This is a genomic window from Azospirillum terrae, from assembly GCF_053470425.1.
In genome coordinates, this window is the sequence record NZ_JBPXMR010000017.1 from 70,007 (window position 1) to 91,915 (window position 21,909).

22 protein-coding genes are annotated in these 21,909 nt (G+C 68.1%); 11 read left to right on the forward strand and 11 right to left on the reverse strand.

All coding sequences use genetic code 11. From position 1 onward, the window contains the following. Positions 1-3: 3 nt before the first annotated feature. Positions 4-1,302 carry a class I SAM-dependent RNA methyltransferase gene (locus tag ACSVDD_RS26865; protein WP_448192500.1) on the reverse strand — a complete coding sequence of 433 codons (1,299 nt, stop codon included), beginning with the start codon at positions 1,300-1,302 and terminating at the stop codon, positions 4-6. Next, complete coding sequence (locus tag ACSVDD_RS26870; RefSeq protein ID WP_448192501.1) at positions 1,299-1,805, reverse strand: acyl-CoA thioesterase; 507 nt, start codon at positions 1,803-1,805, stop codon at positions 1,299-1,301. The genes ACSVDD_RS26865 and ACSVDD_RS26870 overlap by 4 nt, the downstream gene beginning before the upstream one ends. A gap of 94 nt (positions 1,806-1,899) precedes the next feature. On the opposite strand from ACSVDD_RS26870, the gene ACSVDD_RS26875 reads away from it, so the two are divergent. Next, positions 1,900-2,142 (forward strand): hypothetical protein, encoded by a 243-nt coding sequence (locus ACSVDD_RS26875; protein ID WP_448192502.1) that lies wholly within the window; start codon positions 1,900-1,902, stop codon positions 2,140-2,142. 57 nt (positions 2,143-2,199) lie between these two features. Here ACSVDD_RS26875 and dnaA read toward each other — a convergent pair whose 3' ends face one another. The 5 genes from dnaA to mutM form a co-directional block, all read right to left on the reverse strand. After that, positions 2,200-3,690 carry a chromosomal replication initiator protein DnaA gene (dnaA, locus tag ACSVDD_RS26880; RefSeq protein ID WP_448192503.1) on the reverse strand — a complete coding sequence of 497 codons (1,491 nt, stop codon included), beginning with the start codon at positions 3,688-3,690 and terminating at the stop codon, positions 2,200-2,202. Positions 3,691-4,291: 601 nt separating this feature from the next. Further along, positions 4,292-4,552 carry a 30S ribosomal protein S20 gene (rpsT, locus tag ACSVDD_RS26885; RefSeq protein ID WP_448192504.1) on the reverse strand — a complete coding sequence of 87 codons (261 nt, stop codon included), beginning with the start codon at positions 4,550-4,552 and terminating at the stop codon, positions 4,292-4,294. Positions 4,553-4,689: 137 nt separating this feature from the next. Further along, the gene (locus tag ACSVDD_RS26890; RefSeq protein ID WP_448192505.1) at positions 4,690-5,466 is read right to left on the reverse strand and encodes an enoyl-CoA hydratase; all 777 of its coding nucleotides are present in this window, start codon (positions 5,464-5,466) and stop codon (positions 4,690-4,692) included. A 41-nt stretch (positions 5,467-5,507) separates the two neighbouring features. Then, positions 5,508-5,897: a hypothetical protein gene (locus ACSVDD_RS26895; protein ID WP_448192506.1), complete on the reverse strand. Its 390-nt coding sequence runs from the start codon at positions 5,895-5,897 to the stop codon at positions 5,508-5,510. 14 nt (positions 5,898-5,911) lie between these two features. Next, positions 5,912-6,754 carry a bifunctional DNA-formamidopyrimidine glycosylase/DNA-(apurinic or apyrimidinic site) lyase gene (gene mutM, locus ACSVDD_RS26900; RefSeq protein WP_448192507.1) on the reverse strand — a complete coding sequence of 281 codons (843 nt, stop codon included), beginning with the start codon at positions 6,752-6,754 and terminating at the stop codon, positions 5,912-5,914. A gap of 287 nt (positions 6,755-7,041) precedes the next feature. Here mutM and ACSVDD_RS26905 point away from each other — a divergent pair, with 287 nt between their 5' ends. The 5 genes from ACSVDD_RS26905 to ACSVDD_RS26925 all read left to right on the forward strand — a co-directional run bounded on the left by ACSVDD_RS26905 (position 7,042) and on the right by ACSVDD_RS26925 (position 12,567). Continuing rightward, positions 7,042-7,458, forward strand: a complete 417-nt coding sequence (locus ACSVDD_RS26905; RefSeq protein WP_448192508.1) for a hypothetical protein — start codon at positions 7,042-7,044, stop codon at positions 7,456-7,458. 235 nt (positions 7,459-7,693) lie between these two features. Next, a complete protein-coding gene (locus ACSVDD_RS26910) occupies positions 7,694-8,482 on the forward strand; it encodes a class I SAM-dependent methyltransferase (RefSeq protein ID WP_448192509.1) in 789 nt (262 codons plus the stop codon). Positions 8,483-8,485: 3 nt separating this feature from the next. Further along, on the forward strand, positions 8,486-10,030 hold the full coding sequence (gene ubiB / locus ACSVDD_RS26915; protein WP_448192510.1) for a 2-polyprenylphenol 6-hydroxylase: 1,545 nt from the start codon (positions 8,486-8,488) through the stop codon (positions 10,028-10,030). A gap of 91 nt (positions 10,031-10,121) precedes the next feature. Then, entirely contained in the window at positions 10,122-10,790 is a 669-nt protein-coding gene (locus ACSVDD_RS26920) for a cytidylate kinase-like family protein (protein WP_448192511.1), read from the forward strand. Between the two features lie 118 nt (positions 10,791-10,908). Further along, entirely contained in the window at positions 10,909-12,567 is a 1,659-nt protein-coding gene (locus tag ACSVDD_RS26925) for a sensor domain-containing diguanylate cyclase (RefSeq protein ID WP_448192512.1), read from the forward strand. A 20-nt stretch (positions 12,568-12,587) separates the two neighbouring features. Here ACSVDD_RS26925 and ACSVDD_RS26930 read toward each other — a convergent pair whose 3' ends face one another. Next, positions 12,588-14,372: an extracellular solute-binding protein gene (locus ACSVDD_RS26930; RefSeq protein ID WP_448192513.1), complete on the reverse strand. Its 1,785-nt coding sequence runs from the start codon at positions 14,370-14,372 to the stop codon at positions 12,588-12,590. Positions 14,373-14,526: 154 nt separating this feature from the next. On the opposite strand from ACSVDD_RS26930, the gene ppa reads away from it, so the two are divergent. Then, positions 14,527-15,084, forward strand: coding sequence for an inorganic diphosphatase (ppa, locus tag ACSVDD_RS26935; RefSeq protein ID WP_448192514.1), 558 nt, complete (start codon positions 14,527-14,529; stop codon positions 15,082-15,084). Between the two features lie 31 nt (positions 15,085-15,115). Then, positions 15,116-15,640, forward strand: coding sequence for an O-acetyl-ADP-ribose deacetylase (locus ACSVDD_RS26940; RefSeq protein WP_448192515.1), 525 nt, complete (start codon positions 15,116-15,118; stop codon positions 15,638-15,640). On the opposite strand, the gene ACSVDD_RS26945 is transcribed toward ACSVDD_RS26940, so the two are convergent. Next, positions 15,603-15,773: a hypothetical protein gene (locus ACSVDD_RS26945; RefSeq protein ID WP_448192516.1), complete on the reverse strand. Its 171-nt coding sequence runs from the start codon at positions 15,771-15,773 to the stop codon at positions 15,603-15,605. The two genes, ACSVDD_RS26940 and ACSVDD_RS26945, sit on opposite strands and share 38 nt — an antisense overlap. Before the next feature lie 302 nt (positions 15,774-16,075). On the opposite strand from ACSVDD_RS26945, the gene ACSVDD_RS26950 reads away from it, so the two are divergent. Continuing rightward, complete coding sequence (locus ACSVDD_RS26950; protein ID WP_448192517.1) at positions 16,076-18,772, forward strand: bifunctional acetate--CoA ligase family protein/GNAT family N-acetyltransferase; 2,697 nt, start codon at positions 16,076-16,078, stop codon at positions 18,770-18,772. 41 nt (positions 18,773-18,813) lie between these two features. Here the strand turns inward: ACSVDD_RS26950 and ACSVDD_RS26955 are convergent, their stop codons facing one another. Continuing rightward, a complete protein-coding gene (locus ACSVDD_RS26955; RefSeq protein WP_448192518.1) occupies positions 18,814-19,803 on the reverse strand; it encodes a 2-hydroxyacid dehydrogenase in 990 nt (329 codons plus the stop codon). A 229-nt stretch (positions 19,804-20,032) separates the two neighbouring features. On the opposite strand from ACSVDD_RS26955, the gene ACSVDD_RS26960 reads away from it, so the two are divergent. Then, positions 20,033-20,557, forward strand: a complete 525-nt coding sequence (locus ACSVDD_RS26960; protein WP_448192519.1) for an SH3 domain-containing protein — start codon at positions 20,033-20,035, stop codon at positions 20,555-20,557. A gap of 138 nt (positions 20,558-20,695) precedes the next feature. Continuing rightward, positions 20,696-20,917, forward strand: a complete 222-nt coding sequence (locus ACSVDD_RS26965; RefSeq protein ID WP_448192520.1) for a hypothetical protein — start codon at positions 20,696-20,698, stop codon at positions 20,915-20,917. 9 nt (positions 20,918-20,926) lie between these two features. Here the strand turns inward: ACSVDD_RS26965 and ACSVDD_RS26970 are convergent, their stop codons facing one another. Then, on the reverse strand, positions 20,927-21,781 hold the full coding sequence (locus ACSVDD_RS26970; RefSeq protein WP_448192521.1) for a sensor histidine kinase: 855 nt from the start codon (positions 21,779-21,781) through the stop codon (positions 20,927-20,929). Positions 21,782-21,909 lie beyond the last annotated feature (128 nt).

Genomic DNA, 21,909 nt, shown 5'->3' on the forward strand with positions numbered 1-21,909 from the left:
AACCTACGGCCGCACGAACACCCCGACCACCTCCACATGCGCCGACCAGAGGAACTGGTCCACCGGGTAAACGCGCTTAAACGCGTAGCCGCCGTCCACCAGCGTGCGGGCGTCGCGGGCGAAGCTGGCGGGGTTGCAGGACACCGCCACCACCAGCGGCACCTTGGACTCGGCCAGCGCCTTGGCCTGCTCGGCGGCCCCGGCGCGCGGCGGGTCGAAGACGACGGCGTCGAAACGCGCCAGTTCCTTGGGCGTCAGCGGGTCCTCGAACAGGTTGCGGCGCTCGGTGGTCAGGCGAAGCCCCTGCACCGCGCGGGACAGCGCCGCCAACGCCTGGGCGTCGCCCTCCACCGCATGGACGGCCGATCGTTGCGCCAGCGGAACGGAGAACGTGCCGAGCCCGGCGAACAGGTCGGCGACCCGCTTGGATGAGCCCACGCTTTCCAGCACCGCGGCGACCAGCGCGGCCTCCCCCGCGGCGCTGGCCTGGAGGAACGCGCCCGGCGGCGGCACCACCGGCACGCCGGCAAAACGGGCAACCACCGGGCTGCGGTGCGCCACCGGCTCCGGCGCGCTGCGCTCGTCGGGCTGCCAGGACAGGCGGGCCACGCCGGCCGCCTCGCTAAACGCCACCAAACGCTCGCGCCCGGCGCGGTCCAGCGCCTTCGGACCGACCAGCAGCAGGTCGATGCCGCCCTCCAGGTCGGCCAGAACCACGTCGCACGCCCCGCCGTCCGGCAGCGCCTCGGCCAGCACGGCGCGCAGCGGAACGAGCAGCGACTCCAGGCGCGGCACCAGCACCGGGCAGGCGGTGAGGTCCACCAGCCGGTGGCTGAGCCGTTCGTTGAAACCGAGCCAGACCTTGCGGCCACGCTTCAACGCCGCCAAACGCGCCCGGCGGCGCCCGCCGGCCGCGGTGCGGGCCAGCGGTTCGAACGGCACCGCGTCCATCCGCACCCGCGCCAGAGCGCCGCGCACCAGAGCGACCTTCCAGGCGGCGTAGGAGTCGTCGTCCATGTGCTGGAGCGTGCAGCCGCCGCAGGTGCCGAAGTGGCCGCAGGGCGGATCGCCGCGGCCGGGGCCGGGCTCCAGCACCTCCAGCAGGTCGCCGCGCACGCCGTCGCCCTTGGACTCGCCCAGGCGCACGCGCACCCGGTCGCCGGGCACGGTCAGCGGCACGAAGACGCGCTCCCCCTCGAACGAGGCGATGCCGTCGCCGCGGGCGCCGACCTCGGCGATGATCAGGTCGGCGGTGCGGGGCGCGGAGGCTTGCGTTTTCCGGGGCTTGGAAGGCCGTCTCAAGACCGGCCTGCTTCGAAGGACAGGCTCTTCTCGTAGGTGGCCAGCATCGCGCGCAATGCCGGCGTCAGCGGAGTCGGGCGGTGGGCGGCGGGGTCGACGATCACGCAGACACACTCCTGCGTGGCGACGCAGGTGTCGCCGTCGAAGATCGCCGCGCCGAGCGTCAGCGAACTGTTGCCCAGGCGCAGGACGCGGATGCCGATCCGCGCGGTGCCGGGATACAGCATCTCCGCCTTGTATTCGATGAGGCTGCGGGCGAGCACGACGGTCCACGGGGTGTCGGGGCGGAAGCCGCCGCACGCCTCCATCAACGCCACGCGAGCGCTCTCGAAATAGACGCCCAGCGCGTTGTTGTTGACGTGGCCCAGCAGGTCCAGGTCGGCGAAGCGCACGCGCTCCTCGATCCAGAAGGGATAGGCGGCGGGGTCGGTGAGGGAAGGGGCGGAGTCGATGGTCATGGCCGCCAATGTGGCGGGCTGGCGCGGCGGGAACAAGGCCGTCATGACGGCCATTCGCGGAACCCCCATAGAATTCGCGCGCCAAGCTCGGTTTTGCGATGTTATAGGGAGGGTGTCCCCACTCCCAACGGACCGACCGATGAGCAACGACAGCAACCAGACCGCCGAAGCCCTGTTCGACAAGGCGCTCAGCGTCGCCGAAAAGCACCTGGAGATGGCGATCAAGGAGGGCGGACCGCTCGGCCCCTACGTCGCCGTGGCGATGATCGAGGCGGCCGTCAACGCCGCGGTCGATGAGACCAGCCACGAGGATGTGGTCGACATGCTGCGCGACCTCGCCTCGCAGATCGAGCAGGACGCCGACGCCGACGACGATGAGTGACGTTTAACGGCGTTTGATCCCCCTCCCCTGCCCCCAGGGCGGGGAGGGGCGACGCCCTCAGTTCTCCAGCATCCGGCGCAGCAGCTCGACGTCCTCGGCGAAGGCCGGGTCGGTGGCGCGCAGCTCCTCGACCTTTTTCACCGCGTGCATCACCGTCGTGTGGTCGCGGCCACCGAACTTGCGGCCGATCTCCGGCAGCGAGCGGGCGGTCAGCTGCTTGGACAGGTACATCGCAACCTGCCGGGGCCGGGCCACGGCGCGGGCGCGGCGGGCCGAGTGCATGTCGGCGACGCGGATGTTGAAATGCTCCGCCACCCGCTTCTGGATCTCGTCGATGGTGACGCGGCGGTCGTTGGCGCGCAGCAGGTCGTGCAGCACCTCCTGCGTCGTCTCCAGCGTGATGGCGCGGCCGACCAGCTCGGAGTGCGCGACGATGCGGTTCAGCGCCCCCTCCAGCTCGCGGACGTTGGAGGTGATCTTGTGCGCCAGGAATTCCCGCACCTTCAGCGGGATCGCCGCCTTCAGCGCGTCGGCCTTCGACTCGAGGATGCTCAGGCGCAGCTCGTAGGTGGTCGGGTGGATGTCGGCCACCAGGCCCCAGCCGAGGCGGGAGCGCAGGCGCTCCTCCATGCCCTCCAGGTCGGACGGGCTCTTGTCGGCCGAGACGATGACCTGCCGGTTCTGATCCACCAGCGCGTTGAAGGTGTGGAAGAACTCCTCCTGGGTGGAGTCCTTGCCGCTGATGAACTGCACGTCGTCGATCATCAGCACGTCCACCGAGCGGAACTGCTGCTTGAAGGCCATGGTGTCCTTGAAGCGCAGCGCGCGGATGAACTGGTACATGAACTTTTCGGCCGACAGGTAGATGACCTTGCGGCTCGGGTCCTTCTGGCGGATCGCCCAGGCGATGGCGTGCATCAGGTGGGTCTTGCCCAGGCCGACGCCGCCGTAGAGGAACAGCGGGTTGAACGGCACCACGTTCGACTCGGCGACTCGGCGGGCCGCCGCGTAGGCCAGCTCGTTGGGCTTGCCGGGGACGAAGTTCTCGAAGGTGAAGCGCGGGTCGAGCAGCGCCGAGACGCCGTCATCGCGCTCGTCGAGCATGCCGCCCGCCGCGGCCGGCATCTCGTCCGACGCACCGTAGTTGGGCGAGGCACCGTAGTTGTGCGACTCGGAAACGGGGTGGGCCGGAACCAGCTCGGGCCGCGGGCGGAGCGCGGAGGACGGACCCGGAGTGGCGGCGGGGCCGGGCTGCTCGTCGTTGTCGGGGATCAGGGCCAGGGGCACGGAGGACGAGGCGACAGCCACGTCGATGGACTGCACGGCGGGGTTCTCGCCCGACCACAGGGCGCGGATGCGGTCGGCGTAATGGGTGTTCACCCAGTCGCGCATGAAGCGGGTCGGCACGAGGATGCGCACCTCGCCTTCCCGAAGGCCGGCGACGGTCAGCGGCTGAAGCCAGCTGCGGTACGCGATCTCACCCACCTCGTCCTTGAGTCGGCCACGGATGCGAACCCACTGCTGATCCAAAGACGCGCCCACCGACATGCTTGCCAACTCCCGCTCCCGCCCAGCCCGTTGGGCATCGTCCACCAGCCGGGAAAACCCGTCCGCACACCCGCGGCCGGCGTGCGACGGCGCCCCCGGTCGCACGCAAAGCCGACCCGCACCCGAAGCGTGGGTGTGCGTCGTCTTCCCGATTGTAGTCCGCCCCGTCCCGAAGCGCTCTTCCCCTGAAGACTCCCCATCACGGGGGCCTCCAACAGCTAGGCATGGATACTCCTTCAGCGAAAAGACTTTTCCGCCAAGGCGTTGCCCAGTTTTTAAGTAAAGAACCGACTTTGGAACGAGAATCCGCCCTGCGTTACTTTCGTAACTCTCAGTTCGGCTGCCTCTGCAACCCCGGATAGATCGAGTATTACCCTAAGTAGGTAATACCCCCTCATCCAGCCTGCATCAAAAGTCTAATCCGTGACGCTGTCCGCCGCAACCAGGATATGAGCCGGTCGATCAAAAAGCACAGATCGTGCGTCAGCTATTGATCAGACTTTGTGAGACTTTGAATCGAATCATGACGATTCGCGAAGTCTTCGCCGCGACGCAAAAAGCCGCGCCCGATCCGGGCGCGGCTTTGCGAAACCTTCAAACCTCAGAGGGCCTTGATGCGGGCCGAGAGGCGGGAGATCTTGCGCGACACGGTGTTGGCGTGCAGCACGCCCTTCGTGGTCCCGCGCATCATCTCGGGCTGGGCGGCCTTGAGGGCCTCCGCCGCGGCGGTCTTGTCGCCGGATTCGATCGCGGTCTCGACCTTCTTGACGAAGGTGCGGATGCGGCTGATGCGGGCACCATTGACTTCGGTGCGGCGCGCGGTTTGACGGATGCGCTTTTCAGCGGACTTGTGGTTGGCCATAACGAACCTTGTTTCGAGACCCCGGACCCAATGCGAGGGGGCCTTATATGCTAACGGATATCTTGAGTCAAGGAGCCGGCCGGTGGTTTTTCCACAGGCCGGCGCATCCCAGGACTCAAGCGCGATTCAGGCGTGACTCAGCGGTTCTTCCACTCGGGCTTACGCTTCTCGGCGAAGGCCGCCATGCCTTCCTTCTGGTCCTCGGTGGCGAAGGTCGCGTGGAACACCCGGCGCTCCAGCTTGACGCCCTCGCCCAGGGTGGTCTCGTAGGCGGCGTTGACCATGTCCTTGGCCATGGCGACGATGGGCTGCGACAGGCCGGCGATCTTGGTGGCGACCTTGACGGCCTCCTCCACCAGCTCGGCCGCCGGCACGACACGGCTGACGAGGCCCGAGCGCTCGGCCTCGGCGGCGTCGATCATGCGGCCGGTCAGGACCATTTCCATGGCCTTGGACTTGCCGACGAAGCGGGTCAGGCGCTGGGTGCCGCCGGCGCCGGGGATGGTGCCGATGGTGATCTCCGGCTGGCCGAACTTGGCGGTGTCGGCGGCCAGGATGAAGTCGGCCATCATGGCCATCTCGCAGCCGCCGCCCAGCGCGAAGCCGGCCACCGCGGCGATGGTGGGCTTGCGGCACTTGGCCAGACGCTCCCACTTCGCGGTGATGAAGCCGGCGGTGTAGACGTCCATGTAGCTGAAGCCAGCCATTTCCTTGATGTCGGCACCGGCGGCGAAGGCCTTCTCGGACCCGGTCACGACGATGGCGCCGATGGCCGGATCGGCCTCGAACGCGTCGAGCGCCTGGCCCAGCTCGGTCACCAGCTGGTCGTTCAGCGCGTTCAGCGCCTTCGGGCGGTTCAGCGTGATCAGCCCGACGGGGCCGCGGGTTTCGACAAGGATCGTTTCGTACGCCATGGTTCCAACGTGCTCCCTATGGACTTTATGGGTATGGAGGATCAGCGCGGTGTAAGGACGAACCGGACGGTGGTGAGTCCGGCCTTGGCCGCACCGGTTCCGCCGGCAGGGAATTCGAGGCGCAGCTCTTCGCCTTCGCGCTCGAATCGGGTGTCGGCGACGCGCTTCCAGCCGAGCTGCGGCATAGTCTGCGCGTAGAAGCCCAGCACCGCCTTGCGCTCCACCGAACCCTGCATCACCGACTCGACGATGCGCCCGCCGGGCTTGTCGAAGACCAGCGCGCCGTTCTCGGCGACGCTGAGACCCGGCATCGCCGGGACGTCGCCCATGCCGGTCACGAAATGCGCGGCCTCCGCCGCCGCGCAGAGCGCGGGAACGCTGAGGAGAAGGGCGGAGAGCACCGCACGGGCGGTGGTGGAATGAGCCGTCATGGGAGTCACGTATATCAGCGTTGGCGGTGCGAACAATAAAAAGTGGAGCGGCCGGACTGCACGATGCGCTGGATGCCCCCGGTTTTGGCGAGGTTGCAGGTGCACTCCGGACAGGGTTGCCCGGCGCGGTCGTAGACCGAGAACTGGTGCTGGAAGTAGCCCAGCTCGCCCGACGCCTGCCGGTGGTCGCGCAGCGTGGAGCCGCCCGCCTCGATGGCCCGCGACAGCACGTCGCGGATGCACTTGGCCAGCCGCTCGGCGTGCAAGCCGGTCACCGTGGCGGCCATGCGCGTCGGGCTGAGCCCGGCGGCGAACAGCGCCTCCGACACGTAGATGTTGCCCAGACCCGCCACGACGGTCTGGTCGAGCAGCGCCGCCTTGATCGGGCTCATGCGGCCGGCGAGGCGCTCGGCCAGCACCGGGCCGGAGAATTCATTGCCCAAAGGCTCCGGTCCCAGCGAGCGCAGCAGCGGGTGCTCGGCCAGCGCGGCGGCGTCGGTGAGGTCCATCATGCCGAATCGGCGGGCGTCGTTGAAGGTGACCACCGTGCCCTCGTCGGTCTCGAAGATGACGTGGTCGTGGGTGGCCGGTTCAGGCGCCGGGGCGGGGGATATCACCATTCGCCCGGACATGCCCAAGTGCGCCAGCAGGACCGTGCCGTCGTCCAGGTGCATGAGAATGTACTTCGCCCGCCGCCGCACCGAATCCACCCGGCGGCCGGTCAGCCGCTCGCAGAAGCGCGGCGGGAACGGAAAGCGCAGGTTCGGCCGGCGCTGCACCACGCGGGTGAGCACGTGCCCCTCCAGGTGGGGGGCTAGGCCGCGGCAGACGGTTTCGACTTCGGGCAGCTCGGGCATGGGGCATACGGTGGAGTATGCGGCGCTGCGGCGCAAGAGGCCGATTCGACAACGGGGGCGGCATGCCCCGGATGCTGCTCGTGAAGCTCGGCATGGTTAAGGCGTTCAAGATGCTGCGGCTACGCGTCAACGAGCCCCCTGCCACTGACCAGAAGTTGAATGGCAGGGTCCTCTTCGGATCTTTCCATAACGTTTAATATGAGCATTACGTCCTTTGCCCAACTACCGCAGCGGGAAAATCTACTGAATTCTTTGTGAAGGGATGACAGCAGCGGCGGCGCGGCAAGATGGGCAACTCACCAGCCAAGCACCTCAGCTGGATACTGCTGCGGCTCGGCCTCCTAGCCGTCGTACAAGGAGCGGCTGCTAATGCGATTGCGGCGAGTCAATCGGACCCCTTTACGTTCGAAAAATACAAGAGGTACGACAACGATACCGCAAAGCAATTAGCAGGTGATGAGTTGAATGGTCGCTTCCCTGCCGGATCAAACCTTGACGACGCAATCATTGCATTGAGAGAAGCCGGGGAAAAATGCGAAATACTGGAACGGTTCCCAGATTTTGTGTTCTGCGAATACGTCCACTCCCCGCCCGGCCTACTCGCTTTCGTATCTAGCATGGAATGGAAGGTGCTCGTTTACTTTGATAAGGCGACCAACACGACGACGCACATAGAGGTCAACCGAGGGCTCACTGGGCTGTGACCCGATGCTCTCCATAACGGACTTTATGGAAGGCACCGGTGTGGCTCAAGCACACTAGCGCCTCCAAGGGGCTCGCGCTCCGCCGGTGTTTGCTGACTCCCTGCTGCTTTCCCAAGCCATCGGCATGGAGAGGCAGGGATGTGCGTGTCAAAGGGGCGCGAGCCCGCCGAATAAGCGCCGCCTGCGGCGATGCCTTCGCTGGCGGAAGCCCAAGCGGCGCGCTATGTTGCGCGCCATGAACGAGACCACCCCACCCGACAAGCCCACCTCCGGCCCCGCCCTTGATGGACAGGAAGGCCAGTGGTTCGGCTTCCGCCCCGTCGATCCCGACGCCAAGTCGGGCCTCGTGCGTGCCGTCTTCGGCAGCGTGGCGGGCAAATACGACCTGATGAACGACCTGATGTCGGGCGGCATCCACCGGCTGTGGAAGGACACGCTCATCGGCATGGTCGACCCGCAGCCGCACCAGACCCTTCTGGACGTGGCGGGCGGCACCGGCGACATCGCCTTCCGCTTCCTGAACAGGGGCGGCGGGCGCGTCGTGGTCTGCGACATCACCGAGGCGATGCTGCGCGTCGGGCGCGACCGCGCGGTGGACCGCGGGCTGCTGACCGGGCTGAACTGGGTGGTCGGCGACGCCATGAAGCTGCCGGTCGCCCCGCGCTCGGTGGACACCTACACCATCGCCTTCGGCCTGCGGAACGTCACCCACATCGACGAGGCGATCCAGGAGGCGCACCGCGTGCTGAAGCCCGGCGGCAAGCTGTTCGTGCTGGAGTTCAGCACGGTGGTGCTGCCGGTGCTGAAGGAGATCTACGACGTCTACTCGTTCCAGGTGCTGCCCAAGCTGGGCCGGCTGGTGGCGGGCGACGCCGATTCCTACCAGTACTTGGTCGAGAGCATCCGCCGCTTCCCCGATCAGGCGTCGCTGGCGAAACGCATCGAGGCGGCGGGCTTCGCGTCGGTGCGCGTGCGCAACCTGTCCGGCGGCATCGCTGCCATCCATTCCGGCTGGCGGGTCTAGGCGTTGTTCCGGCTGTTCCGCAACCTGTTCCGCATGGCGGTGATCGCGCGCATCCTGGCGCGCCACAACGCCCTGCCCGATGCGCTGTCCGACATCGCCCCCGGCTTCGCCTTCCTGTGGCGCCTCGTCGCCAACAAGCACGTGCCGGGCCGCGAGGGCCAGCGGCTGGCGGCGGCGCTGGCCGAGCTGGGTCCGACCTTCATCAAGCTGGGGCAGTTGCTGTCCACCCGCTCCGACGTGGTGGGCGAGCGGATGGCGACCGATCTGGCCGAGCTTCAGGACAAGCTGCCGCCCTTCCCCGGCAAACAGGCGCGCGCCATCATCGAGGCGGAACTGGGCAGCCCCATCGACGCGCTGTTCCAGAGCTTCGACGAGGTGCCGGTGGCCGCCGCGTCCATCGCGCAGGTGCACTTCGCCGTCACCTCCGAGGGCCAGCCGGTGGCGGTCAAGGTGCTGCGGCCGGGCATCGAGCGGGCGTTCGAGCGCGACATCGAGCTGTTCTTCCAGCTGGCCGAGTGGGCCGAGCGCGTCATGCCCAAGCTGAAGCGCCTGAAGCCCGTCGAGGTGGTGGACACCTTCGCCCGCACCTCGCGCCTGGAGATGGACCTGCGCATGGAGGCCGCCGCGGCCTCCGAGCTGTCCGACAACTTCAAGGGCGACGGCACCTTCCTCATTCCCAAGGTGAACTGGGACCGCACAGCCCAGCGCGTGCTGACGCTGGAGCGCATCGCCGGCTTCAAGGTCGATGAGGTCGACGCCATCATCGCCGCCGGCTACAACCGCGACGAGATCCTGGCCAAGGCGTCGGCGTCCTTCTTCAATCAGGTTTTCCGCGACGGCTTCTTCCACGCCGACCTGCACCCCGGCAACCTGTTCGTCGTCGAGGACGGCAACATCGCCGCGGTGGACTTCGGCATCATGGGCCGGCTGGACCGCGCGACGCGGTATTACCTCGCCGACATGCTCATCGGCTTCCTGACCGGCGATTACCGGCGGGTGGCGCTGGTGCATTTCGAGGCCGGCTACGTGCCGGCGCACCAGTCCATCGAGCTGTTCACCCAGGCCTGCCGCGCCATCGGCGAGCCGTTGCAGGACAAGCCGCTCAACGAGATCTCGGTCGGCCGGCTGCTGGCCCAGCTGTTCTCGGTGACCGAGCAGTTCCAGATGGAGACGCAGCCGCAACTGCTGCTGCTGCAAAAGAGCATGCTGACCGCTGAGGGTGTCGGGCGCATCCTCAACCCCAAGATCAACATGTGGGAGCTGGCGCGCCCGCTGATCGAGGAGTGGATGCGCGAGAACCGCGGCCCCGAGGCGCAGATGATCGACGGCGCCGAGGCCGCCGTCCGCACCATCCGCCGCCTGCCCATGCTGGTGCGCGACGCCGAGCGCGTGGCGGCGCAGATCGCCGACGCCGGCCTGCGCCTGCACCCGCAGACGGTGCGCCACCTGCTCGATTCCTGGACCCGCCGCCGCACGGCGGATCAGGTAGCGCTGTGGGCCATCGTGGCGCTGCTGGCCTTCCTGGCAGTCGAGTTGGCGCGGCTGTAGCCTGCGGTCCGCGCCCGCTTGACCGCCACCACTGCGTGAGTGCAGATTCGGTTCAGCAACGGCGCCCAGCAACGATGCAAGGAGGCCGACCATGGCCCGCGACTTCCTCGATGTCCTGCTGTCCGCCAAGAAGGTGGACGACTATCAGGCCGCGCACCCGATGACGCGCACGCCGCCGCCCGTGGTGACGATGGCGCGCGACCATGGTGCCGGCGGCGAGGCCATTGCCGCCAAGGTGGCGGAGCGGCTGGGCGTGCGCGCCTACGACAAGGAAATCCTCGACGCCGTCGTCGCCCAGGCGAAATCCGACCCGCACCTGATGCGCCGAATCGACGAAAAGCTGCCGGAACGCGCCGGCATGTTCCTCTACGCCAGCCTGATGGGGCTGGACGACCCGATGACGGAATACCAGCGGCTGCTGACCCGCGTGATCAACGGCGTTGCCTTCCAGGGCGGTGTGATCCTCGGCCGCGGCGCGCATCTGCTGCTGCGCGGCCAGCTGCGCTTCCGCGTGCGCATCGTCGGTTCCGAGGACATCTGCGCGCACCGTCTGGCCGGCGGCGATCTGGCCGCGGTGCCGGCAAAGCTGGAAGAGGTGCGCAAGGTCAACGCCGCGCGCGCCAAGTTCTTCGAGGAAACCTTCAAGGTCTCCAATCACGACCCGGCGCAGTACGACCTGATCATCAACACCGACCGCTTCACCGATCTGGACGAGATCGCCGACCTGATCGTGCAGGCGTTCAAGGCGCACTGGAATTAGGATGGCGCCCGGACCGTCAATCACCTGTTCATAGTGATTCGCTAACCTGCCCGGCCGGTATGCTCATGAAAGCGCTGGCGCAAAGGGAAATGGAATGACCGGAGCGGGGGCTGCGCGCATGGAACGTCGCCGGATCGGGTTGAGGGCGATGGTCGCGCTGACCTGCGCCATATTGGTGATCGGCGTTTCGGCGATCCTCGCCGTGCTGACCGACAACCGTTCGCGCGAGCGCATCCAGGACGAGGCCGGCCGCTCGCTGAGCGAGATCGCCGCGCAGATGGCGAACCGGCTCGACCAGTCGATGTGGGCGCGCTCCAGCGAGGTGGGCCTGCTGTCGCGCCTCAAGCCGTTGCGCGAGGCCGGTGACGCTGCCGAGTTGCGCCGCCTGCTGGACGATTTCCAGAAAACCTTCCCGACCGTTTCCTGGATGGGTTTCACCGACCCGGCCGGCCGCGTGGTCGCCGCCACCGGCGGCATCCTGCAGGGGCAGGACATCTCCGAGCGGCCCGTCTTTCGGAACGGGCGCGACGGCGTGTTCATCGGCGACGTGCACGACGCCGTGCTGCTGGCCAGGCTGCTGCCGAACCCCAGCGGCGAGCCCATGAAGTTCGTGGACATCTCCATGCCGGTCCGCGACGAGGCCGGCCGCAAGCTGGGCGTGCTGGCCGCGCACCTGAGTTGGGAGTGGGTGCGGCAGGTGGAGCGCTCGCTGCTGGCGGCGCTGCATGGGCGGGAGGATCTCACCATCCACGTGGTGGCGATGGACAAGACCATCCTGCTCGGGCCCAAGGCGATGCTCGGCACCCCGCTCGACCTCGAGTCGGTGCGCGCGGCGCAGGCCGGACGCCGCAACGGCTGGGTGGTGGAAACCTGGCCGGACGGCCGGCGCTATCTCACCGGCTACGCCTTCGGCAACGGGTACATGGACTACAAGGGGCTGGGTTGGACGATCATCGCCCGCCAGCCGCTCGACGTCGCGTTCGCCGCGGCCGACGCACAGACCCGCGAGACGGTGGCGGCGGGCATCGTCATGGCGCTGGTGTTCAGCGCGCTGGGCTGGTTCGCGGCGCGCAAGATCACCAAACCGCTGCACCGCATCGTTAAGGCGGCGGAGCGCATCCGCGACGGTGAACTGAACCACCGCATCCCGGCGGTCGGCGGCGCTGCGGAGATCCGCTCGCTGTCCGCCTCGCTGAACGATCTGGTGGAGAGCCTGACCAGCCAGCGGACGGCGTTGGAGCGGATGGAGGACATCGCCTACCAGGACCGCCTGACCACCCTGCCCAACCGCCGCTTCTTCGAACAGTACTTGGAGGCCGCCACGGTGCGCGGCGGGGCCAGCGGCAGCGCGCTGACCTTCATGTACATCGACCTCGACGGCTTCAAGCCGGTGAACGACCGGCTCGGCCACGATGCCGGCGACGTGGTGCTGCGCCAGGTCGGCATCCGGCTCGCGTCGTGCTTCCGCAGCGACGACGTCGTCGCCCGTCTGGGCGGTGATGAGTTCGCGGCGGTCCTGGTAGGCGCATCGGGAGCCCCCGGCGGCCCCGACGCCGGCGAGATGGCCGCACGCGTCATCGCCGCGGTCAATGAACCGATCTCCGTCGCCGGCACCAGCGTGCGGGTGGGATGCTCCATCGGCATCGCCTGTTGGCCCGCTGACGGCAAGGATATCGCAGACGCCATGCGGCGCGCCGATGAAGCCCTTTACGCCGCCAAGCGCGGCGGCAAGAACCGCGCGGTGGTCTGGAGCGCCGACGCCGCCACGGAGGCGTAAAACCGAGCTGGGCCCGCCGGCTACTCCCGCCACCACGTCTCGGCCATCGCGCCGTAGACCGGGGTGATCGCCGGGCGCCGCACGGCGGTCCAGCGGGCGATGCGGTCCACCGGCGAGTGGAACAGCGGCACCATGTAGAACCCCCACAGCAGCACCCGGTCCAGCGCCCGGACGCGCGTCTCCAGCTCCGGCCGGGTGCGGGCCGAGGCGATGGAGGCGGCGATGGCGTCCACCGCCGGGTCCTTGATGCCGGCGTAGTTGCGCGTCCCAGGCGTGTCCGCCGCCTGGGAGCCGTAGTAGTAGAGCTGCTCGTTGCCCGGCGACAGCGTGGAACTCCACCAGCGCACCACCACGTCGTAGTCGTACTCGTCCAGCCGCGCCTGGAACTGGGCGCTATCCACCGTGCGCACCTTGGCCTCGATGCCCAGGCGTTCCAGCCCGCGGGCGAACTCCAGCGCGGGGCGCTCGTCGGCCGGGTCGCCCAGCAGGATCTCGAACCGGAAGGGCCGGCCAGCCGAGTTCACCATCCGCCCGTTCTCCAGCTTCCAGCCCGCCTCCGCCAGCAGCCGCAACGCCTCGCGCAGGTTGGCGCGGCCGGCGTAGGGGCCGCTGCCGTCGGTCTGCGGCAGCGTGAAGGGGGTGGTGAACAGCTCGGGCGGCAGGATGGGGCGGAACGGCGCCAGCACCTTCAGCTCGTCCGGCCCCGGCAGCCCGGTCGCCGCCAGCACCGAGTTGGGGTAGAAACTGGCCGTCCGCGTCAGCGCCCCGTGGTAGAGCGTGCGGTTGATCCAGTCGAAGTCCACCGCATAGCCCAGCGCCTGCCGCACCCGGCGGTCCCGGAACAGCGGCCGGCGGGTGTTCATGATGAAGCCGCGCGCGTACTCGGGCCGGCCGGTCGGCAGCTCCTCCAGCACGAACTTCCCCGCACGCAGCGCCGGGCCGTCGTAGCCGGTGGCCCATTTGGCGGGCTCGCCCTCGCGCCGCACGTCCACCTGGCCGGCCTTGAACGCCTCCAGCGCCACGGTGTCGTCGCGGTAGTAGTCGAAGCTCAGCGTGTCGAAGTTGAACAGCCCACGCCGGACGGCCAAATCCCGGCCCCAATAATCGGCGACGCGCTCGTAGACGATGCGGCGGCCGGGCTCGACCTGTTTGACGCGATAGGGGCCGCTGCCCATCGGCGCCTCCAGCGTCGTGCGGTCGAAGGTCCGGCCGTGCCACCACGCCTTCTGGTGCACCGCCAGCAGGCCCATCAGCATGGGCATCTCGCGGTCGATGCCGCCGTCCGGCTCGCGCAGGAAGGCGAAGCGCACGGTGCGGGCGTCGCGCCGCTCGGCCAGCGCCACCTTGGCGAAGAACTGGCGGCGGTTGGGGGTGCCGAACTGCCGCTGCACCTCGAAGGAGAACAGCACGTCGTCGGCCGTCACCGGCGTTCCGTCGTGCCAGCGCGCCCGCGGGTTCAGGTGGAAGACGATGGCGGAGCGGTCGTCCGGCACCTCCACGCTCTCCGCCAGCAGGCCATAGAGCGAGAACGGCTCGTCCTGGGAGCGCGCCAGCAGCGTCTCGTAGACGTTCAGCAGGCCCGCCGCCGGCAGGCCCTTCACCACGTGCGGGTTCAGCGTGTCGAAGGTGCCGATCACCGCCTGACGCAAGGCGCCGCCCTTGGGCGCGTAGGGGTTCACATAGTCGAAGTGCTTGAAGCCCTTGGGGTACTTCAAGTCGCCGTGCATGGCGATGCCATGGGTCGGCTCGGCGAACGCCGGGGCGGCACAAAAGAGGGCGAGCAGAAGGGCAAGTGCGGCGCGCATGGTTGCGGGAGTCTCGCAACGCAGCAAAAAATGCGCAAGTGCCTTGGACTCCGCACCTGTTGCGCCTAAACTCCGCGCCCATGGGGCGCCGGGGAAGGAACGTCTGCCGGCCCAATAACCTGACGTGAAAACACGCGAGCCAAAGGACCGTTTCATGGATCTGAGCAAGGTTCCGGCGGGCAAGAACCCGCCGTGGGACGTGAACGTGGTCATCGAGATCCCGTTGCGCGGCGAACCGGTCAAGTACGAAGTCGACAAGGAGTCGGGCGCGGTGTTCGTCGACCGCTTCATGCACACGGCGATGTACTACCCCTGCAACTACGGCTTCATCCCGCACACCCTGTCGGGCGACGGCGATCCGGTGGACGTCTGCGTCATCGGCCGCCATTCGGTCATCCCCGGCGCCGTCCTGCGCTCGCGCCCGATCGGCGTGCTGATCATGGAGGACGAGGCCGGGCTCGACGAGAAGCTGCTGGCAGTCCCGGTGGACAAGCTGCACCCGTTCTACAGCGACGTGAAGAGCTACACCGACCTGCCGGAGATCACGACCGAACAGATCGCCCACTTCTTCCAGCACTACAAGGACCTGGAGAAGGGCAAGTGGGTGAAGATCGTCCGCTGGGGCGATGCCGACGAGGCCGCCAAGCTCATCCTCGAGGGCCTGGAGCGCGCCGAGGCGGAGACCAAGGGCACGCCGGGTGTCATCGTCTGACCATCCAGAATCCCGCGTGCCAAAATCCCGCGTGAGCGTCGTCCACGGCGACATCACGCGGGTTTCGGTGGACGCCATCGTCAACGCCGCCAACAGCGCCCTGAAGCGCGGCGGCGGCGTCGACGGGGCGATCCACGCCACCGCCGGTCCCGAGCTTCAGGCCGAACTGGACCGCATCGGCGGCTGTCCGACCGGCGAGTGCCGGCTCTCCCGCGGGCACCGCCTACCCGCCCCGTGGATCATCCACGCCGTCGGCCCGGTCTGGCGCGGCGGCACGGCGAACGAGGATTCCCTGCTGGAGTCCTGCTACCGCAACGCCCTGGCGCTGGCCCGGCAGCACGGCCTGACCAGCCTCGCCTTCCCCGCCATCAGCACCGGGATCTACGGCTTTCCCAAGCACCGCGCCACGCGCATCGCCGTCACCGCCGTGCTGGACGAACTGGCGCAGGACGCCACGCTGCATGCCGTGCAGTTCGTCTGCTTCGATGCGGAGACGGTGGAGTTGTATCGGGCGGAACTCAATGCGGCGGCTGCACCCGGCTCAGATCCTGGGTGAGGGTGCCGAGGCGGCGGATCAGTTTGGCTTCGTCCTTGCGCTCGATCTGCCCCTTGCGCTGGGCGAGGTGCAGGGCGGTTTGCGCCTCCTCCAGACAATCGAGCGTGTGACGCAGGTAATCGTGGTGATCCATCGCCCCGTTTCCCCCATGCGGTCAGCCTATGGCCGCAAACAGGCCGCAGGCGGATGCGTTCCGGGGGAAATTGCCGGTGACCAAACCGTTACGCACGCATAACAATTGCTGTGGATCAAGGCTGCGTTTGTCGGATTGCGGCTGATTCACGGTGTCGCACCCCGCCGCAAAGAGCTAAGCTCCGAGTGCAGTGCAGCATGAGCGGCGTTTCGTCGCGTTTACGGGGGTATGGTTGCAGGTTCACCCCTGTTGCCGCTATCGAGCCGCCCACCAATCTCCACACGCCAGCATCGGACCCGGTCATGACCGTTCGCAACCTCGACCGCATGTTCAAGCCCACGTCGATCGCGCTGATCGGGGCCAGCCGCAAGGCGGGGTCGACCGGCGCGCTGGTGGCGCGCAACCTGTTCCACGCCGGCTTCGACGGTCCCATCATGCCGGTCAGCCCGTCCGAGCGCGCGGTCGAGGGCGTGCTGACCTACAAGACGGTCGCCGACCTGCCGATCACCCCCGACCTCGCCGTGATCTGCAACCCGGCCGATCAGGTGCCGGCGATCGTCCAGCAGTTGGGCGAGAAGGGCACCAAGGCCGCGGTCATCGTCTCCGGTGGCTTTTCCGAGGCGCAGATGCAGGCGGTCTACGACGCCGCCAGCCCGCACCTGATCCGCCTGCTCGGCCCCAACAGCCTGGGCGCCATGGTGCCGGGGCGCGGGCTGAACGCCAGCTTCGGCCCGGTGACGCCGAAGAAGGGCGACATCGCGCTGGTGGCGCAGTCGTCCATGGTGGTGACCTCCATCGTCGATTGGGCGACGGCGCGCGGCATCGGCTTCTCGCACCTGATCTCGCTGGGCGACAAGGCGGACATCGACTTCGGCGATTTGCTGGACTATCTGGCCGCGGACGGCAGCGTGCGGGCCATCCTGCTGTACATCGAGTCGATCAGCAACGCGCGCAAGTTCATGTCGGCCGCCCGTCTGGCCGCCCGCCAGAAGCCGGTCATCGTCATCAAGGCCGGCCGCTCGGACGAGGCGATCCAGGCCGCCGTATCGCACACCGGCGCGCTGGCGGTGTCGGACGCCGTCTACGACGCCGCCTTCCGCCGCGCCGGCCTGCTGCGCGTGGACGAGCTGGACGAGCTGTTCGACGCGGTGAACACGCTGGCGACCGGCGTGCCGGCCATCAACGGCGACCGGCTGGTCATCCTGACCAACGGCGGCGGCATGGGCGTCATGGCGACCGACAGTCTGGTCAAGGCCGGCGGCCGGCTGGCCGAGCTGTCGCCGGAGACGCTGGCCAAGCTGGACACCGCGCTCGGCGCCTCCAGCGCGCCGCGCGGCAACCCGCTGCGCATCGGCGCCGACGCGCCGCCCAAGCGCTACGCCGACGCGCTGGACGCACTGCTGAGCGACACCGGCAACGACGCCATCCTGGTGCTGAACTGCCCGAACGCCGTCACCGACTCGACCGCGGTGGCGCAGGCGGTGGTCGAGGCCGTCCACAAGGTGCCCGGCCGCCGCCACCCGGTGCTGACCAGCTGGCTGGGCGACACCTCGGCCGTGGAGGCGCGCCGGCTGTTCGCTGGCGCCCGCATCCCCACCTACGACACGCCGAGCCACGCCGTGAAGGCGTTCATGCATCTGGTCGAGTACCGGCGGAACCAGGAGCTGCTCATCGAGACGCCGGCCTCGGTGCCCCAGGACTTCGCGCCGGACGGCATCACCGTGCGCAGGGTCATCGCCCGCGCCATCGCCGAGAAGCGCGACTGGCTGACCGAGTACGAGGCCAAGCGCGTGCTGGCCGCCTACGGCATCCCGGTGGTCGACACCCGCCGCGCCGAGACGCCAGAGGAGGCCGCGCGCTGCGCCGACGCCATCGGCGGCCCGGTGGCGCTGAAGATCCTGTCCACCGACATCTCGCACAAATCGGACGTCGGCGGCGTGGTGCTGCACCTGACCGACGGCGCCGAGGTGCGCGCCGAGGCCGAGGCGATGCTGGCCCGCGTGCGCGAACAGGCCCCCGACGCCCGCATCGAGGGCTTCACCGTGCAGGAGATGGCGGTCCGCCCGGACGCCTACGAGCTGATCGTCGGCATGACCGAGAACGAGCTGTTCGGCCCGGTCCTGCTGTTCGGCGAGGGTGGCATCGGCGTCGAGGTGGTGGAGGACTGCGCGCTGGCGCTGCCGCCGCTGAACATGCGGCTGGCCACCGAGCTGATGGGCCGCACGCGCATTTGGCGGCGGTTGCAGGGCTATCGCTCGATGAAGGCGGTGGACATCGACGCGGTGGCGCTGACGCTCAACAAGATCTCGCAGCTCATCGTCGATTTCCCGGAGATCGCCGAGTTGGACATCAACCCGCTGCTGGCCGACCACGAGGGCGTGCTGGCGCTGGACGCCACCATCCGCGTGGCGGTGTCCGACCTGCCCGGCGCCAAGCGTCTGGCGATCCGGCCGTACCCGAAGTCGCTGGAAGGCGATTTGCGCATCAAGGACGGCCGCCAGTTCTTCGTCCGCCCGATCCTGCCCGAGGACGAGCCGCTGGTGCATCACATGGTCGCCAACCAGACGCCGGAGGATCTGCGGCTGCGCTTCTTCGCGCCGCTGAAGCGGCTGTCGCATCAGGCGGCGGCGCGGCTGACGCAGATGGACTATGACCGCGAGATGGGGCTGGTCGCCATCGGTCCCGACCCGGAGACCGGCAAGACCATCATGTACGGCGTGGTGCGCATCACCGCCGACCCCGACAACGTGCGCGCCGAGTACGCGGTGATGGTGCGCTCGGACATGAAGGGCCAGGGGCTGGGCTATCTGCTGATGCAGCGCATTCTGGATTACGCGCGCTCGCGCGGCATCAAGGAGGTGTACGGCGAGGTGCTGCGCGAGAACACCAACATGCTCGGCATGTGCCGGGCGCTGGGCTTCGTGCGCAAGGAGAACCTCGACGAGCCGGGCGTGGTCGAGGTGAAGATCGATCTGGAGAAGGCACGGGCGGCAGTGTGAAGCAAAGCCCCTCCCCCGCGAGGGGGGAGGGGCTAAATCCCTCAGATCAGCCCTTCCAGCACCCGATCGGGCGGCTTGTGGCCATCGATGAAGGTCTTGATGTTGACGATGACCTTCTCGCCCATGTCGATGCGGCCCTCGATGGTGGCCGAGCCCATGTGCGGCAGCAGAACCACGTTGTCGAGCCGGATCAGCTTCGGGTTCACCGCCGGCTCGTGCTCGAACACGTCCAGGCCGGCGCCGGCGATCTCGCCCTTGCCCAGCATGCGGGTCAGCGCCGTCTCGTCGATCACCTCGCCGCGCGAGGTGTTGACGATGTAGCAGTGCGGGCGCAGCAGCTTGAGCCGCCGCTCGGACAGCAGGTGATAGGTCGCCGGCGTGTGCGGGCAGTTGATGGAGACCACGTCCATCCGCGCCAGCATCTGGTCCAGGCTGTCCCAGTAGGTCGCCTCAAGCTCCTGCTCGATGTCCGGGTGGACGCGGCGGCGGTTGTGGTAGTGGATCGACATGCCGAAGGCGCGGGCGCGCCGCGCCACCGCCTGACCGATGCGGCCCATGCCGAGGATGCCCAAGCGCTTGCCCCAGATGCGGTGGCCGAGCATCGTCGTCGGGCTCCAGCCCTTCCACTGGCCGGAGCGCACCAGCCGCTCGCCTTCGGACAGGCGGCGCGCCACGGCGAGGATCAGCGCCATGGTCATGTCGGCGGTGTCTTCGGTCAGCACGCCCGGCGTGTTGGTCACCACGATGCCGCGCTCGCGCGCCGCCCGGTTGTCGATGTGATCCACACCGGTGCCGAAGGAGGCGATCAGCTTGAGCTGCGGCCCGGCCGCCTCGATGATCGCGCGGTCGATGCGGTCGGTCACCGTGGGCACCAGCACCTCGGCGGTCTTCACCGCCTGCATCAGCTGCTCCTGCGTCATCGGATCGTCGTCCGGGCTCAACCGGGCGTCGAACAGCTCCATCATCCGGGTCTCGATGACATCCGGAAGCTTGCGTGTGACGACGACCAGCGGCTTTTTGGTATCCGGCATCGGATGGGCTCCCTGCTTCCCGTTCTTGCCATAGCAGGCGCCGCGCGGCGCTGTCCAGATGCCCGATTCCGCCCTGCCCCGCCGAAGCGGGTTGTGACGAACGCAGGATGGCGGCGCGGTGGCCTTGCTCGGACGAGTTACCCCTAACTATAGTGGTCGCGAACCGGACGGCGCCACCGTTCCGGTCCGCCGTCCAGAGAACTTTTCTCCTTGGTCCCAGGGTCCGCCGATGCTGTCCGGAATCCGCCTGTTCACCGCCGTGCTGCTGCTGGCCGCCATGGCCGGTCTTGCGCCGGCCATGGCGGCGGGCAAGGACAAGGAGAAGGGTCCGGCTCAGGTGACCGGCCTGCCGGTGCCGCGCTTCGTGACGCTGCGCTCAGGCGAGGTGAACGTGCGCACCGGCCCCGGCGTGCGGTATCCGGTGGAGTGGGTGTTCACCCGCAAGGAAATGCCGGTCGAGATCACCGCAGAGTTCGACACGTGGCGCCGCATCCGCGATTGGGAAGGCAGCGAGGGCTGGGTGCACCAGAGCATGCTGTCGGGCAAGCGCGGAGTCGTCGTGATGGGCGCGCAGCGAGTCGTCCACCGCGAGCCGGCCCCCGAGTCTCCCACCGTCGCCCGCGCGCAACCCGGCGTCATGGGCTGGTTGTCCAAGTGCAAGGGCGAGTGGTGCCAGGTGGACCTGAAGGGCTACAAGGGCTGGCTGAAGCGCGGTGACGTCTGGGGGGTCTACCCCAACGAACGCTTTGATTAGCGGGCAAAAACCCATAGCCTTGCCCCTAATGGTTCGTTTTCATCCGAAAGATTCGGGTCCCTGTTTCAGCCCTGCAATCCGGCGGCAAACCCCCTTTGCTAATATGCCCCTCGCGGTGAAACAGCCCCGGAGGGCATCGTGGCGGCGACGGCTCTAAAACGGAACGTGCGGGACCTCGGGTCGGTCATCGACCTCGTCCAGCTGACCGAGCCGGGGCGGACCGACGTGGTCGCCGGGCTGTCGGAACTGCGCGAGCGTGTCTGCTGCCATGCCACCGACTGCCGGATGTGCCGGGCGTCGGTGTCCTGCGAGAGCCTGCTGGTCAGGGCTTTTGCCGGTAATTGGGGGTGCCAAAACTAGGTCGGTTCGTCACACGGCTGGCAGGCGGATGGTCACGCTCGTCCCCTGCCCCTCGCGGCTGTCGATGTCGATCCAGCCGCCCAGATGGCCGACCACGGCGTTGTGAACGATGGACAACCCAAGCCCGTACTGCCCGCCGCCGATATTCCCATCGGTGTAGAAAGGGTCGAAGACGTGCTCCAGGTGCTCGGGCGGGATGCCCTGGCCATCGTCGATCACCTGAAATTCCACGCCGCCAGTGGCGCCATCGCTGGCGGCACGCGCCCGAATCGTCACCGTTCCGGTGCAGCCGTCCGAGAAGGCGTGGGTGACGGCGTTGCGGACCAGCTCCCCGACGACCGCCTCCATGACGTGCCATTGCCCCATGATCTGAAGGCCGGGCGAGGCATCGACGGCCAGCGCCACGCCGGATGGCATCATGGCTTCGAGGGACGGCCGGATGCCGATCAGGAGGGTGACGACATCCATGCGCTCGGGCGGTTCGCCGCCATCGGCGACCAGACGCTTGAACAGCTCGATAAGGTCGGCCGTCTGTTGCGCGTTGCTCAGGACGATGCCGTTGCCTTCGGCGATCCCGCCGACGAACGTCGTGAGGTCCGAGCGCCGGATTCCGCCCTTCACCATCGTGTCGGAGAAACGCCGGAGCGAGTCGTCGAGATGGCTGGCCACGGCCACCACGTTGCCGATCGGCGTGTTGATCCGGTGTGCGACGTTCGCCACGAGGCGGCCGAGCGCCGCGGTCTTCTCGACCTTGACGAGCTGCGCCTGGGTATCCTTCAGCGTCGCGTAGGCCTCGGCGAGCTTCCGGTGCGAGGCGGCCAGATCCAGGTCCTTCTGGAACGCCCGGCGCCAATGCTGTTCCAAGGCGTAATGTGCAACGACAATTTCGAAGTCCGGCCAGCGTCAATTACGGGTTCTTCCGCATTTTTGGTGCAAAACAGCCCTCGGTGGAATGGCTTTAGGGACGACAACTTCACGCGGCGGCCAGAACC